This is a genomic window from Oleiphilus sp. HI0128, assembly GCF_001635365.1.
Genome location: NZ_LWGG01000750.1, coordinates 1 through 13,822, shown reverse-complemented (window position 1 = coordinate 13,822; position 13,822 = coordinate 1). Strand labels below are relative to the sequence as shown.

Below are 13,822 nucleotides of genomic sequence, written 5' to 3'. Positions count from 1 at the left end.
ATGGCCGAGACCAGTGCTGTTGCGCCAAGTACTAGGGCAATGTTTGCGATATTCGAACCGATCGCATTTCCTACCGCAAGGTGACTTGCATTGTCTAGTGCTGCAGTACCTGAAACAATTAATTCGGGAGCTGAGGTGCCGAAGGCAACAACTGTTAAGCCGATCATCATCGGTGTCATGCCAAGGTTGAGCGCTGTAGCGACGGCGCCACTGACGAATCGGTCAGCACTCCAAATAAGAACAATAAGCCCGAGGATAATTGCTAAAGAAAATAGAAGCATAGGTTAGTATCTAATCAATGTTTTTTCTAGGGGTGTAATGAAGGGCCTTAGTATACCTATTAGTGAAGATATCGCCAGGTATTGCAAGCAAGTGATTATGTCCAATTTGTAATTGCAAAGCAATTTGATGAAGATGAGAATTAAGTACAAATAAATTGCTAAATTTCCTTGGCTCTATGAGGCAGCTTTGTTTAAATAGCCAAGCAATGCGTCAGTCGGTGGCGAATTTACTAGGTTTAGGGATAATCTATCTTGGATTCATATATAACAATTAATAATCTCCATTTTGTCAGAGGGCATCGAAGTATTTTCAATGGTGCGACCTTGCATATCCCTCGTGGAAAAGTTACCGCAATAATGGGGCCTAGTGGAACCGGAAAGACTACTCTGCTGAGATTGATCGGTGGTCAGTTACGGCCTGTAAGTGGTGAGATACTGGTTGACGGAGTCGATGTTAGCAAGCTTAAGCGTAAAGATTTGTTTGAAGCTCGTCAGAAAATGGGAATGCTCTTTCAAAGTGGAGCGCTATTCTCCGATCTGAGTGTTTATGAGAATGTTGCTTTCCCTCTTCGCGAACATACTAATCTGCCTGAGGATATCATTCGAGATATTGTCTTGATGAAGCTCCATGCCGTGGGCTTGCGAGGCACAAGAGAGATGATGCCCTCTGAGTTGTCGGGCGGGATGACGCGGCGAGTTGCCCTGGCAAGAACCATTGCTTTGGACCCCGAATTAATTTTGTATGATGAACCTTTTGCAGGTCAGGACCCTATTGCGATGGGAGTGCTGGTTCAATTGATTCGCTTGCTTAATGATGCATTAGGCTTAACGAGCGTGCTGGTTTCGCATGATATTACAGAGTCCCTAAGCATCTGTGATCATGCTGTAATCTTGGCTGACGGTGTTGTCATTGGTGAAGGTTCTCCAGAGGAGCTAAAAACCTCAGGCTCTCCGCTGGTAAAGCAGTTTCTTAACGGTTTGCCTGATGGCCCTGTTCCTTTTCATTACCCGGCTACAGATTTTCGTAGCGAATTGTTAGGGTAGCCCATAGTTCCTTCAAGTGTGAGATTAGCTTAGTGATTGATTTTTTTGTTCAATATGGACGTAAGGGAATAGATTTTTGGGCGGCGATGGGGCGTTCGGGGATTTTCTTGCTCCGTGCTATTTTCGGTTTAACGCCAAACCTCAAAGGCTTTCGCCTTCTGGTCAAACAGTTATATCACGTCGGAGTGTTGTCGCTTGTTATTATTATTGTATCCGGCTTGTTTATCGGTATGGTGCTTGCTTTACAGGGCTACAGCATTCTCGTCGATTATGGTTCAGAACAAGCTGTTGGGCAGATGGTTGCCTTAACACTGGTTAGAGAGCTGGGGCCGGTGGTGACAGCGTTACTGTTCGCTGGCCGCGCAGGTTCAGCTTTAACGGCAGAAATTGGCCTGATGAAGGCTACCGAGCAGCTCAGTAGTATGGAAATGATGGGTGTTGACCCCTTAAAGCGCGTTATTGCACCTCGCTTGTGGGCTGGTTTTATCTCGATGCCGCTTCTGGCTGCAATCTTTAGTATGGTTGGTGTTTTTGGCGGTTTGCTCGTTGGCGTAGACTGGTTGGGTGTTTACGAGGGGTCGTTTTGGGCTAATATGCAGGGCTCGGTAGAGTTTCGTGAAGATATTGTAAATGGCATTATCAAGAGTGTTGTGTTTGGATTGGTCTGTACATGGATAGCAGTGTTCCAAGGATACGATAGTATTCCTACATCAGAAGGGATTAGTATAGCTACCACTAAAACCGTCGTATATTCATCGCTAGCGGTGCTTGGCTTGGACTTCCTACTAACAGCGGTAATGTTTAGCTCTTTCTAAACAATTATTTAAAATAAACTAAACTTTTTAGGGAAAATGACGTCATATGTATGAGAGAACAATAGAAGCGGCTGTAGGGGTATTTATGATAGCCGGATTCGCTGCCTTGGCGTTTTTGGCAATACAAGTGAGTGGTTTAACAAGCGATTCGGCGCGTGATACCTACAAAATATATGCCCAATTTGACGACCTAGGCGGTCTCGCTGTTAGAGGACGGGTGTCATTATCTGGTGTAACGGTTGGAAAGGTTAGCGGGATCAGTCTTGATGAGCAGTCTTACACAGCGCTGGTAGAGATGGAAATATATTCATCTGTTGATCAGCTGTCAGCAGATAGTGTCGCATCGATTCAGACGGCCGGTTTACTGGGAGAGAAGTATGTTGATCTCAGTGTTGGTGGGGAAGAAGAGCTATTGAAAGACGGCGATACCATTTTTGATACGCAGTCTGCGATGAATTTAGAGAAAATTATTGGTGCGTTCGCCTCGGGCCAGATAGATCTCTAATTAATGGTGTAATGACTAGTTTTGGGTAGTTCCTAATCTGGTTCACTTTTATTTGATAAGAATTTAACGTTATGAATAAAGCATTTAAGTTGGTTACTCTTTGGCTGGTTTTGGCGCTTGGTATTGCAGCAGCTCAAGTATCTTACGCAGCGACCACGACCGCAAGTCAGGGTCTGGAGTCTGAAGAAATCAGGCTGACTGTTGAGAAAAATGTTACTGAAGTGTTGGAATTATTTAAGGTAGAAAGGGAATACTACGAAACTGATCCAGAGCGCTTTTTAGCGAGTATGGATGGTGCACTAAATAAAATAGTGGACTTTCGTCGTATCGCTGCACGTGTCATGGGAAAGTATGGCCGCAGGGCTTCTAAGGAACAAAAAAATCGATTTGTTTCGGTTTTTAAAGATAGTTTGTATACGACCTATACCAAAACATTGGTGGAAAGTGGTGTCTTTGATATCAAAGTAACAAAAGCCAAGCTTAATAGCCGTAGTGATAAGAAAGCTGTGGTTGATATGCAAGTGATAACAGATAATGGCACTGTGCTGCCGGTTGCTTATTCGATGTATTTAAATAAAGAAAATCAGTGGCTGATGGAAAACGTAATTGTTTTCGGTGTCAACGTTGGTTTGGCCTTCAGGGATCGTTTTGCTCTTCAATATAGGAAAAGCAAAGGCGACCTCGACTTAGTTATTGATGGGTGGAGTGTCGACCTAGATATTAAGAAACCTGACGGTACTGATATTATCATTACTAAGCCAGAAACGGCTTCTGTAGCCGAGGGTGCCTAAGGTGATATCTATTTCACGCAAGGAAGGTAGTCAGGGCGATATGCTTGAAGCATCACTTGCTGGTTCGTTATCAGAGCGTGAGGCTCGTGAGGCAAAATCATTGCTTCTGAGCTTTGTTCAGGAGTCTTCCTCGGAACACAAGTCTGTTAAAATTGATGTATCTGGCGTAGAGAGTGTCAGTAGTATTGTCGTGGCCATTCTGCTGAGTGGTTTACGTGCCGCTAACAAGCACTCTTGCGTATTATCTTATGTCAATCTTCCTGAATATTTGTTTAATATGGCGCGCGTTGGTGGTGTTGAATCGATCTTGGCGGGCGCTGAATAGCTCTCTGGTGGATCTGCTTAGCCTTTTGCTCTCTAATTAGTGTCTAGAGCTTGGTCTTTTATTAAGGCTATATTGCTCGTTATTCTTGCATGCTTTGTAATAAAGCGGCTTTAGTCCCTTCTGCGATTCCTGTATGATACCGCCTTTTTACGCATGCCTTTTTGTCATGTGTAGCGATATTATTATTTTTCAATCATTAATTAACTGGGTAGTGGGCGAGTATGCAAGCATCAGAAGTTGAAAAGCTAATTCTTGATCAAATGGACGATGTCGAAGTAAGGGTAGAGTCTGACGGTTATCACTACCAGGTTACAGCGATAGGCGAGGTCTTCGCTGGCCTAAGCCCCGTAAAAAAACAGCAGCTAATCTACGCATGCCTTAATAAATATATAATTGATGGGACGATACACGCGGTCATCATCAAAACCTATACTCCCCAAGAGTGGGCTGAAAAAGCTTAGTCTTTTGTTTAGGCATATCTCAGTAGACAAATTTAACAAATACATAGAAGGATGCTTATCGTGGATAAGTTATTAATTGGTGGTGGTGTAAAGCTTGACGGTGATATTCGTATCTCTGGCGCTAAGAATGCAGCTTTGCCCATTCTGGCTGCAGCTTTGTTGGCTGATGAACCCGTTACTGTTGGCAATCTTCCTCATTTACACGACGTCACGACGATGATTGAGTTGATGGGACGCATGGGGGTTGAGTTGACGATCGACGAAAAAATGAGTGTCGAGATAAATGCGTCAACTATTAAAGAACTAACTGCTCCTTATGAGCTGGTTAAAACCATGCGAGCGTCTATTTTGGTACTTGGACCTTTGCTTGCTCATTTCGGTCGGGCGGAAGTATCTTTGCCTGGAGGTTGTGCGATAGGAAGTCGACCAGTGGACTTGCACCTGCGCGGTCTCGAAGCAATGGGGGCCGATATACAGGTCGAAGATGGCTATATTAGAGCTTCTAGCAATGGTCGGCTTAAAGGTGCAAACATCTTTCTTGATACGGTAACTGTAACGGGTACTGAAAACCTGATGATGGCTGCCGCTTTGGCTGAGGGTAAAACCATCCTGAATAACGCTGCACGAGAACCTGAAGTCGTTGACTTGGGTGAGTGTCTGAATGCGATGGGAGCTGATGTTAAAGGTCACGGTACCGCAACGATTGAAATTAATGGCGTTGCATCCTTAAAAGGTTGTCATTATGACGTGCTGCCAGATCGTATTGAAACAGGTACTTACCTTTGTGCTGCCGCTGCGACCTGTGGCCGCGTAAAGCTTAAAGACACACGTGCTGATTTGTTGGAAGCAGTTCTGGTCAAGCTTAAGGAAGCCGGGGCACACATTACCACAGGGAAAGACTGGATTGAGCTGGATATGAAGGGTAAGCGCCCTAAAGCTGTATCAGTGAAAACTGCACCTTATCCCGGGTTTCCAACTGATATGCAGGCACAGTTTGCATCGATGAATTGCGTAGCAGAAGGCACAGGTTCAATTACAGAAACAGTATTTGAAAACCGTTTTATGCATATTCACGAGTTAATGCGCATGGGGGCTGACGTTAAGCTCGAAGGCAACACTGCGATCATTACCGGGGTTGAGCAATTACATGCTGCGCCTATTATGGCAACTGACCTTCGTGCCTCTGCTTCATTGGTAATTGCGGGGCTTGTTGCGAAAGGTGATACGCTTGTTGATCGTATTTACCATGTTGATCGTGGTTACGAATGCATTGAAGAAAAACTGCAGCTACTGGGTGCAAAAATAAAGCGCCTGCCTAGTTAGACGGTGAAGTTTAAGAGTAAAAAATTATGTCAGAGAATCTAATAATTGCTTTGTCAAAAGGGCGCATCTTGAAAGAGACGCTTCCGCTGATTAAAGAGGCTGGAATCGAGCCGCTAGAAGATGTCACCAGTAGTCGAAAGCTGATTTTTGATACCACTGTAGAGAATGTGAAAATGATTATTCTCCGGGCCACCGATGTGCCTTCATATGTTCAATTCGGCGGCGCAGATATCGGTGTTACCGGAAAAGATGTCCTAATGGAACATGGCGCGGATGGCCTATACGAGCCATTAGATTTAGGTATTGCCAAATGCAAGTTAATGACTGCTGCGAAAAAAGGTAGTGTTAGCCCTAAGGGAAGAATTCGTGTTGCCACTAAGTTTGTAAACCTGGCTAAAGCATTCTATTCGCAGCAAGGTATTCAGACTGACATCATCAAGCTGTATGGGGCGATGGAGTTGGCGCCCCTATTAGATTTAGCTGATGAAATTGTCGATATCGTCGATACCGGAAATACCCTAAAAGCAAATGGCTTAGAGCCAAGGGAAATGATTCACCCTGATATTACAACTCGTCTTGTTGTGAATCGTGCGTCAATGAAAATGAAGCACGCACAAATTCAACCAATTATTGAAAAAATGAAGAAAGCCGTTAAATAAAGCTATCAAAGCTGACCTTCGGTGAGTTATGACTATTAACACAGGAAAATCTCAATGGTAGATATTAAACGTTTATCCAGTACTGATGATAATTTTGAAGCTGCTGTAAAGCAATTGGTTGCATGGGATGATCAGCTTGATCATGACGTTCATGCGACGGTCAAAACGATTCTGGATGACGTTAAATCTACTGGCGACGATGCCTTGGTTAAATACACTTCTAAGTTTGATGGTTTGAGTGTTGGAAGTGCCTCTGAGCTAGAGATTCCAAAGGCACGCTTAATGGAAGCGCTTCAAAGCCTACCTACCGATCAAAAGCAGGCTTTGGAGATCTCTGCACAGCGGGTAAAAGGCTATCACGAAAAACAGAATCAGGGTTCTTGGGACTTTACTGAAGTGGATGGCACGCGCCTTGGCCAGCGAGTAGTACCACTTGATAAGGCAGGTTTGTATGTGCCAGGTGGTAAAGCGGCTTATCCTTCGTCTGTTTTGATGAATGCTATTCCTGCAAAGGTAGCAGGTGTGCCTGAGGTCATCATGGTGGTGCCAACACCTAAGGGTGAAGTTAACGAGCTTGTATTGGCAGCTGCGGCGCTTTCCGGCGTCGACCGTGTCTTCACTATTGGGGGTGCTCAAGCGGTTGCAGCCTTAGCTTACGGTACAGCGACTGTTCCAGCAGTCGACAAAATTGTTGGGCCAGGAAATATTTTTGTGGCGACCGCCAAGCGAGAAGTATTTGGTACCGTTGGTATTGATATGATTGCCGGTCCTTCAGAGATTCTTGTGATTTGCGATGGGAAAACTGACCCAGACTGGATTGCAATGGACCTGTTTTCACAGGCAGAGCATGATGAAAACGCTCAGCCTATTTTGATATCACAAGACGAGCAGTTTTTAGATCAGGTTGAAGCCAGTATTAGCAAATTGTTGCCAACGATGGAGCGTGAGGAAATAATCACAGCATCGCTGGTATCCAGGGCAGCATTCATTAAGGTCGACTCTCTGAGCCAAGCGGCTCATGTTAGCAACCTGATAGCACCTGAGCACCTGGAGTTATCAGTAGAAGATCCCGATGCCTTGTTGACAGAGATTCGCCATGCAGGCGCAATCTTTATGGGCCGCTATACCGCCGAAGCGCTTGGTGACTATTGTGCTGGACCTAACCATGTATTACCAACTTCTGGAACTGCACGCTTTTCTTCGCCTCTAGGTGTGTACGATTTCCAGAAACGCTCTTCGATTTTGCACTTCTCAGCAGAGGGTGCAAGTGAGTTAGGGAAGGTGGCATCGGTACTTGCTCGTGGTGAAGGATTGACAGCCCACGCTCGTTCCGCTGAATATCGCATCAAGTAGCTTAGGTCCGTAATCATGTCGGTTAACTTACAAGAATTGAGTACCTATCTTCAGCAATATTTATCGGTTGATAAGATTAAGGACTATTGCCCGAACGGTATCCAGGTAGAAGGTCGAGCTTCTGTTAAGCGAATCGTTGGTGGAGTAACCGCCTCCCAAGCATTAATAGATGCGGCAGTAGAGCAGAATGCTTGTGCTATTTTGGTTCATCATGGTTACTTTTGGAAAGGTGAAGCTCAGCCTATTACGGGTATTAAGAAAAAGAGAATTAAGCAGTTACTTGTCAACGACATTAGTCTCTTAGCTTACCACCTACCTGTCGATATTCATGCAGAGTGTGGAAATAACGCTCAGCTCGCGCTGCGTCTTGGTATCGATATAACGGGGCCACTGGAACTCGGAAACCCGCGTTCTGTGGGGCAGGTTGGTCGCTTAGATAAGGCGGTAACAGTTGAGCAGTTTTCCGAGCATGTGACTAACAAGCTAGGTCGCCAATGCGAGTTTGTTGGTGAGCCTAACCGGTTAATACAGAATATTGGGTTTTGTACTGGTGCAGCCCAGGGGATGATTGACCTTGCAGTGAGTCAGAACCTTGATGCTTACCTAAGTGGTGAGATATCCGAGCCAACCGTTCACGTCGCAAGAGAAACCGGGGTCGCCTATTTCGCCGCAGGCCATCATGCGACCGAGAAAGGGGGGATTCAAGCACTTGGGCAACATTTACAGGAAAAGTTTGATATCGAGTTTGAGTTTATCGATATCGATAATCCAGTTTAATGGCCTAGATTCTTGGTGGCTCTTTAACAAGCAGCTCTTCTTCTTGCTCCGAGCTAACTTCTTTTTTAGTAATGCCATAAGTTTCTGACAGTGTGCCTGTGTCGGCGTCGCTATTCTTTGGAGCATAGTCCATAGGTGGTGTGTAAACTTCAGCGCGGGGTTTCTGTGCAGCACTATCAGTACTTGCGTTAGATTGGCCGATTGCGAGAAAATCTTCAGCTTGCTCTTCATTGCACAAGCGGCTTGCGCCTTTGGCGAGCTGCTCATGCACCTCTCGGTAGCTTTTATTGAGGGTGTGTACAGCTTGCGCGGTATCCATAAAGTGTTCACTGACCTCAGCCTGGTACTTTTCATGACGAGCCTGTAGCTCGGCTAATTTTTGTTCCAAACGTTTATTCTTACTTGCTTCGCCTTGGACAGATCGATGAAAGACCGCTCCCACGACAATGCCTAAAAAGAACAGACCCACACCCGACAGAAGTTGAATCATTGTTTCGCTCACAGACTACTCTCACTCTTATGGCTAACTAGAAATGTTAGTTATATAAAAAACTAAAATATAATAGATTGATACTAAAACCTCTTTAGTCTGAAGACAATAGCAAATAGTTTTTTAATCGAAAATTGACCTAGGCGGCAACAAGCCTCAAAATAGCCGCTTTTTTAGGCCTCTGAAAAAAGTTTCACAGAAAAGCTTCCAGAGTTAGTTTTACTCGTATTAGGATTTTTCGAATATGTCGTCTTTACCGCTCTCTCCCTTGCAACGTTATTTACAAGATTTGCAAAAGGAAGGTTTCGTTAAAGACCCTGCACAGAAAATGGCGGTAGATAGACTGCAAACGCTGTATGAAAATCTAATTTCAGATGAAGCAGAGCGCAAGCGCTTAGCCGGGAAGTGGTTTAACAAGTTTTCTAAAAAGAAGCCAGAGCCTGTCAAAGGGCTTTACTTCTGGGGCGGGGTGGGTCGTGGTAAAACTTATCTAATGGATAACTTCTATGAAAGCCTGCCTTTTGAGCAAAAAATGCGCATTCACTTCCATCGCTTTATGCAAAGGGTTCACCAGGAGCTGACTACGCTTGAAGGCGAAAAGAACCCATTGCATATCGTTGCGAAGAAGTTGAGTGATGAGGCCCGTATAATTTGCTTCGACGAGTTTTTTGTTTCCGATATCGGTGATGCAATGATTCTTGGCGGTTTAATGCAAGAGCTTTTTGCGAACGGTGTTTCCCTTGTATGTACTTCAAACATTGTTCCAGATGGTTTATACAAGGATGGCCTACAGCGTGATCGCTTTCTGCCTGCTATCGATCTTGTTAACAAGTACACCGAGGTTGTGAATGTTGATGGCGGTAACGATTACCGCTTACGTACACTTGAGCAGGCTGAGCTTTATCATTTTCCTTTAGACGCACAAGCCGATATCAATTTGGATAAATACTTTAAACAGCTCGCTGTTGAAGCAGGTTCACACGAGCTAGAGCTTGAGATTAATGGTCGCCCTCTTAAAGCGCTACGGCACGCTGACGATGTTGTTTGGTTTACATTTTCCGAGCTTTGCGATGGACCTAGAAGCCAGAATGACTACATTGAGATCGCAAGAGAATTTCACGCAGTGATCGTGAGTAACGTCCCTCAGATGAGTATCGATACAGATGATCAGGCGAGGCGCTTTATCAATATGGTTGATGAATTTTATGACCGCAGCGTTAAGGTGATTATCTCTGCTGAAGCGCCTATCCATGAAATTTACCAGGGCGGCAAACTTAGCTTTGAGTTCGAACGTACAGAAAGCCGTTTGTTAGAAATGCAAAGTCACGAATATCTAGAACAGGCGCATAAAGCTTAATAATGCTCAATGTAGGCAGAGCCTTCCTCGACTCGCAGGCGGTTTGGCTTCGGGCAGACACCATACAGATTCATTGCGAGGGAGCGAGCCCCCTGCCTACAGAAATAGATACGCTATTGCCCCTATAAAGTCGGCGTTTTCTGTAGACCCTTTCTAAGCTTGCAATAAATGATCAACTTTATTGCTATGAAATATCATTGAGACCTTCGCTTAGCCAGCTATCCTAATAATGCGTTTTCCATTCAATGGACGAACAAATTTTATAGGATAAGTACAATGACAAATGAAGCCCTAATATTTGACGCGATTCGCACACCTCGGGGCCGAGGTAAAGCGAGCGGCGCTCTTCATGAAGTAAAACCGGTAACACTTCTTTCAGATTTATTAAACGCTCTTCAACAGCGCAATGGTTTCGATACAGCTGAGGTTGACGATATCGTCATGGGCTGCGTTACCGCTGTTGGCGACCAAGGTGCTGATATCGCAAAAACTGCAGCATTGGCTGCAGGATGGAATGATGATGTTGCAGGTGTTGTCCTTAATCGCTTTTGCGCATCGGGGCTCGAGGCGGTTAACACCGCTGCAATGAAGATTCGTTCAGGTTGGGAAAATCTCGTGGTCGCTGGGGGTATCGAGTCTATGTCACGAGTCCCGATGGGGAGCGATGGTGGTGCTTGGGCAATGGACCCCGAAACGAACTTTAAAACGGGTTTTATGCCGCAGGGCATTGGTGCAGATTTGATCGCTACCTTGGGTGGATACTCCCGTGAAGACGTCGATGCCTTTGCTATGCGTTCGCATCATAAAGCAGCGGCGGCTTGGGAACGCGGCTCTTTCGAAAAATCTGTGGTGCCGGTCGTTGATCGTAATGGTATCGAAATTTTAGCGAACGATGAGTTGGTTCGGGCGGATGCATCCATGGAGACCTTGGGTAAGTTAAAAGCTTCGTTCCAGATGATGGGCGAGATGGGCTTTGACGGTGTTGCTCGTCAGCGTTATCCGCAAGTTGAGTCAATCAATCACATCCATTCACCTGGTAACTCCTCGGGTATTGTTGATGGTGCTGCAGCTGTCTTAATTGGTAGTGAGGCTGCTGGTAAAAAATTCGGTATGGAACCACGGGCTCGTATTGTTTCTACAGCTGTTGTTGGAACTGACCCGACGATTATGCTCACAGGTCCTGCGCCCGCTGCACGAAAAGCACTTAAAGTAGCTGGCATGGACGTTAAGGACATCGACTTGTTCGAGGTGAACGAAGCATTCGCCTCTGTGGTCATGCGCTTTATGGACGAACTAGAAGTGAGTGAAGAAAAAGTAAATGTTAATGGCGGTTCAATCGCGATGGGTCACCCTTTAGGCGCAACAGGCGCAATCATTTTGGGTACGTTACTAGATGAGCTCGAAGCGCGTGACTTAAAGACTGGTCTAGCGACCTTGTGTGTCGGCGGTGGCATGGGTATCGCAACGATTATCGAAAGAGTTTAAGAGGAGAACGGCCGTGAGTATAAATAACAACACGAGTTCAGTGATTGTAGAAAAAGATCAAGATAATATCGTTCACTTAATTCTTGATAAGCCCAATTCCGGTGCCAACTTAATGGACCAGGAATTTACAGACTCCTTATGCGCAGCAGTCGAACAACTTCGTGATGAAGACTTCGCAGGTGTGCTATTCCGTTCAAATAAGTCGACTTTCTTTGCCGGTGGCAACCTTGATGACCTCTATGCAACTACACGTCAAAATGCCTCGGTTCTGTATAAGATGGTTGACCGCCTAAAACTGGCAATGCGAGAGCTAGAAACATCTGGTAAGCCGGTTGTTGCTTGTATCAACGGCGCTGCACTTGGGGGGGGGTGGGAGCTTGCGCTTTCGTGTCATTACCGTGTCGCTTTAAGCAAAGGTGTGACGCTAGGTCTACCTGAAGTGACGCTTGGCTTGTTGCCCGGTGGTGGCGGTGTTGTCCGTATGTCTCGTCTCTTAGGCCTTCAGGCGGCATTGCCGTTTTTGACCGAAGGCAAACAGTTCAAACCTGAGAAAGGTAAAGACCTTGGTTTGATCAATGAGATTGTGGGTACACCTGAAGAACTTGTTTCTTCGGCTATTGCTTGGATTAAAGCCAACCCTAAAGCCCAACAACCTTATGATGTAAAAGGCTATAAAGTGCCAGGAGGAAAACCTTCAACGCCTGCCTTAGCGAAGATGTTACCGATTGCACCCGCAATGATGCGCGAAAAAACCAAAGGCACCATGCCAGCTCCTGAGTCGATTCTCTCGGTAATGGTTGAAAGCCTACAAGTTGATGTCGACTCGGCAATGCGCATTGAGACACGATATTTCGTTGAGCTGGTTTGTAGCAAGGTAGCGAAGAATATGATCGGTACTTTCTGGTATCAACTCAATGAAATCAAGGCGGGGGCAGCGCGTCCTGATGGCGTAGAAGCGTCAAAGGTGAGTAAGGTGGGAATTTTGGGCGCCGGTATGATGGGTGCAGGTATTGCCTATTCATCAGCAGCTAAGGGCATTGAGGTCGTGTTAAAAGATGTTTCAGTAGAAAATGCTGAAAAAGGTAAAGAGTATTCTCGGAAGATCCTTGATAAGAAAGTGAAAAAAGGACGCTTGAGCAGTGATAAGCGTGATGCTGCCATGAACGCCATCCTGGCGACCGATAATGCGCAGGACTTGAAAGGCTGTGACCTAGTCATTGAAGCTGTATTTGAAGACAGAATTCTAAAAGCAAAGGTCACACAGGAAGCTGAAGCGCAATTAGAGTCATCAGCTGTATTTGCTTCGAATACCTCTACCTTACCCATTACTGGTCTTGCGGAAGCCTCTGAGCGACCAGAGAACTTTATTGGCCTTCATTTCTTTTCGCCAGTCGACAAAATGCCGCTGGTAGAAATCATCTGTGGTGACAAGACCTCAGATGAAACACTGGCCAAAGCTTATGACTACGTTTTGCAAATTGGTAAAACGCCAATCGTAGTTAATGACAGCCGTGGATTCTTCACTTCCCGTGTTTTCGGCACTTTTGCAAACGAAGGGATCGCCATGTTGGGTGAAGGGATACCGGCCGCAGCGATCGAAAATGCAGCCTTCCTGGCAGGTTTTCCGGTAGGACCGTTGGCAGTGACCGATGAAGTTAGCATGACCTTGATGGAAAAGATTCGTAAGCAAACGATTAAGGATCTTGAAACGGAAGGCAAACCTTATCTGGCGCACCCAGCCGATGAAGTTGTAAATAAGATGCTTGCGCTAGAACGTGCAGGAAAACTTGCGGGTGGTGGTTATTACGATTATCCGGCTCAAGGTAAAAAACACTTATGGTCAGGTCTAAAGGATAAGTTCGAACAACCCGACCGTGAAGTTAGTGTTGATGAGATCAAAGATCGCCTGCTTTACATTCAAGCGATTGAGACTGTCCGCTGCGTCGAAGAAAAAGTACTGACCAGCGTTCGAGACGCTAATATCGGCTCCATCATGGGAATTGGTTATCCGGTCTGGACGGGCGGCATCTTGCAGTTTATCAACCAAACAGGCTTAGAGTCTTTTATTGAAAGGGCCGAAGCCTTGCATCAGCAATGCGGTGAGCGATACGAAGTCCCTCAACTGCTTAAAGATATGGCCCGAGACAATTTGACGT

14 protein-coding genes and 1 pseudogene are annotated in these 13,822 nt (G+C 45.6%); 13 read left to right on the top strand and 2 right to left on the bottom strand.

From position 1 onward, the window contains the following. Nucleotides 1–281 (bottom strand): annotated as a pseudogene (locus A3763_RS10005) (calcium/sodium antiporter); the annotation flags it as partial. A 249-nt stretch (nt 282–530) separates the two neighbouring features. Between A3763_RS10005 and A3763_RS10000 the strand changes: the two are divergent. From A3763_RS10000 to A3763_RS09955, 10 genes are all read left to right on the top strand, one after another. Beyond that, nucleotides 531–1,325 carry an ABC transporter ATP-binding protein gene (locus A3763_RS10000; RefSeq protein WP_197475971.1) on the top strand — a complete coding sequence of 265 codons (795 nt, stop codon included), beginning with the start codon at nt 531–533 and terminating at the stop codon, nt 1,323–1,325. Between the two features lie 32 nt (nt 1,326–1,357). Next, the gene (gene mlaE, locus A3763_RS09995; RefSeq protein ID WP_068511149.1) at nt 1,358–2,140 is read left to right on the top strand and encodes a lipid asymmetry maintenance ABC transporter permease subunit MlaE; all 783 of its coding nucleotides are present in this window, start codon (nt 1,358–1,360) and stop codon (nt 2,138–2,140) included. Nucleotides 2,141–2,186: 46 nt separating this feature from the next. Beyond that, on the top strand, nt 2,187–2,645 hold the full coding sequence (mlaD, locus tag A3763_RS09990) for an outer membrane lipid asymmetry maintenance protein MlaD (RefSeq protein WP_068509377.1): 459 nt from the start codon (nt 2,187–2,189) through the stop codon (nt 2,643–2,645). A gap of 71 nt (nt 2,646–2,716) precedes the next feature. Then, nucleotides 2,717–3,436, top strand: coding sequence for a phospholipid-binding protein MlaC (locus A3763_RS09985; RefSeq protein ID WP_068511147.1), 720 nt, complete (start codon nt 2,717–2,719; stop codon nt 3,434–3,436). Nucleotide 3,437: 1 nt separating this feature from the next. Further along, the gene (locus A3763_RS09980) at nt 3,438–3,761 is read left to right on the top strand and encodes a lipid asymmetry maintenance protein MlaB (protein WP_068511145.1); all 324 of its coding nucleotides are present in this window, start codon (nt 3,438–3,440) and stop codon (nt 3,759–3,761) included. Between the two features lie 221 nt (nt 3,762–3,982). Then, nucleotides 3,983–4,222 carry a BolA family protein gene (locus A3763_RS09975; RefSeq protein ID WP_068511143.1) on the top strand — a complete coding sequence of 80 codons (240 nt, stop codon included), beginning with the start codon at nt 3,983–3,985 and terminating at the stop codon, nt 4,220–4,222. A gap of 60 nt (nt 4,223–4,282) precedes the next feature. After that, on the top strand, nt 4,283–5,545 hold the full coding sequence (gene murA, locus A3763_RS09970; protein ID WP_068511140.1) for a UDP-N-acetylglucosamine 1-carboxyvinyltransferase: 1,263 nt from the start codon (nt 4,283–4,285) through the stop codon (nt 5,543–5,545). A gap of 26 nt (nt 5,546–5,571) precedes the next feature. Then, complete coding sequence (gene hisG / locus A3763_RS09965; protein WP_068511138.1) at nt 5,572–6,204, top strand: ATP phosphoribosyltransferase; 633 nt, start codon at nt 5,572–5,574, stop codon at nt 6,202–6,204. Nucleotides 6,205–6,252: 48 nt separating this feature from the next. Next, nucleotides 6,253–7,557, top strand: coding sequence for a histidinol dehydrogenase (hisD, locus tag A3763_RS09960; RefSeq protein WP_369808150.1), 1,305 nt, complete (start codon nt 6,253–6,255; stop codon nt 7,555–7,557). 15 nt (nt 7,558–7,572) lie between these two features. Further along, nucleotides 7,573–8,334, top strand: a complete 762-nt coding sequence (locus A3763_RS09955; protein WP_068511135.1) for a Nif3-like dinuclear metal center hexameric protein — start codon at nt 7,573–7,575, stop codon at nt 8,332–8,334. A gap of 4 nt (nt 8,335–8,338) precedes the next feature. On the opposite strand, the gene A3763_RS09950 is transcribed toward A3763_RS09955, so the two are convergent. Next, the gene (locus A3763_RS09950; protein ID WP_068642351.1) at nt 8,339–8,836 is read right to left on the bottom strand and encodes a YhcB family protein; all 498 of its coding nucleotides are present in this window, start codon (nt 8,834–8,836) and stop codon (nt 8,339–8,341) included. A 232-nt stretch (nt 8,837–9,068) separates the two neighbouring features. Between A3763_RS09950 and zapE the strand changes: the two genes are divergently transcribed. The 3 genes from zapE to A3763_RS09935 all read left to right on the top strand — a co-directional run. Then, nucleotides 9,069–10,181 carry a cell division protein ZapE gene (gene zapE / locus A3763_RS09945; protein WP_068511131.1) on the top strand — a complete coding sequence of 371 codons (1,113 nt, stop codon included), beginning with the start codon at nt 9,069–9,071 and terminating at the stop codon, nt 10,179–10,181. Between the two features lie 276 nt (nt 10,182–10,457). Then, nucleotides 10,458–11,666, top strand: coding sequence for an acetyl-CoA C-acetyltransferase (locus tag A3763_RS09940; protein ID WP_068511130.1), 1,209 nt, complete (start codon nt 10,458–10,460; stop codon nt 11,664–11,666). Between the two features lie 13 nt (nt 11,667–11,679). Next, nucleotides 11,680–13,822: 3-hydroxyacyl-CoA dehydrogenase NAD-binding domain-containing protein (locus tag A3763_RS09935; RefSeq protein ID WP_068760002.1), on the top strand; the 2,143-nt coding region annotated here is incomplete at its 3' end.

Coding starts and splice junctions, on each gene's coding strand:
- A3763_RS09955 (WP_068511135.1), top strand. CDS start 7,573: ATGTCGGTTAACTTACAAGAATTGAGTACCTATCTTCAGCAATATTTA.
- A3763_RS09985 (WP_068511147.1), top strand. CDS start 2,717: ATGAATAAAGCATTTAAGTTGGTTACTCTTTGGCTGGTTTTGGCGCTT.
- hisG (WP_068511138.1), top strand. CDS start 5,572: ATGTCAGAGAATCTAATAATTGCTTTGTCAAAAGGGCGCATCTTGAAA.
- mlaD (WP_068509377.1), top strand. CDS start 2,187: ATGTATGAGAGAACAATAGAAGCGGCTGTAGGGGTATTTATGATAGCC.
- zapE (WP_068511131.1), top strand. CDS start 9,069: ATGTCGTCTTTACCGCTCTCTCCCTTGCAACGTTATTTACAAGATTTG.
- A3763_RS09940 (WP_068511130.1), top strand. CDS start 10,458: ATGACAAATGAAGCCCTAATATTTGACGCGATTCGCACACCTCGGGGC.
- A3763_RS09975 (WP_068511143.1), top strand. CDS start 3,983: ATGCAAGCATCAGAAGTTGAAAAGCTAATTCTTGATCAAATGGACGAT.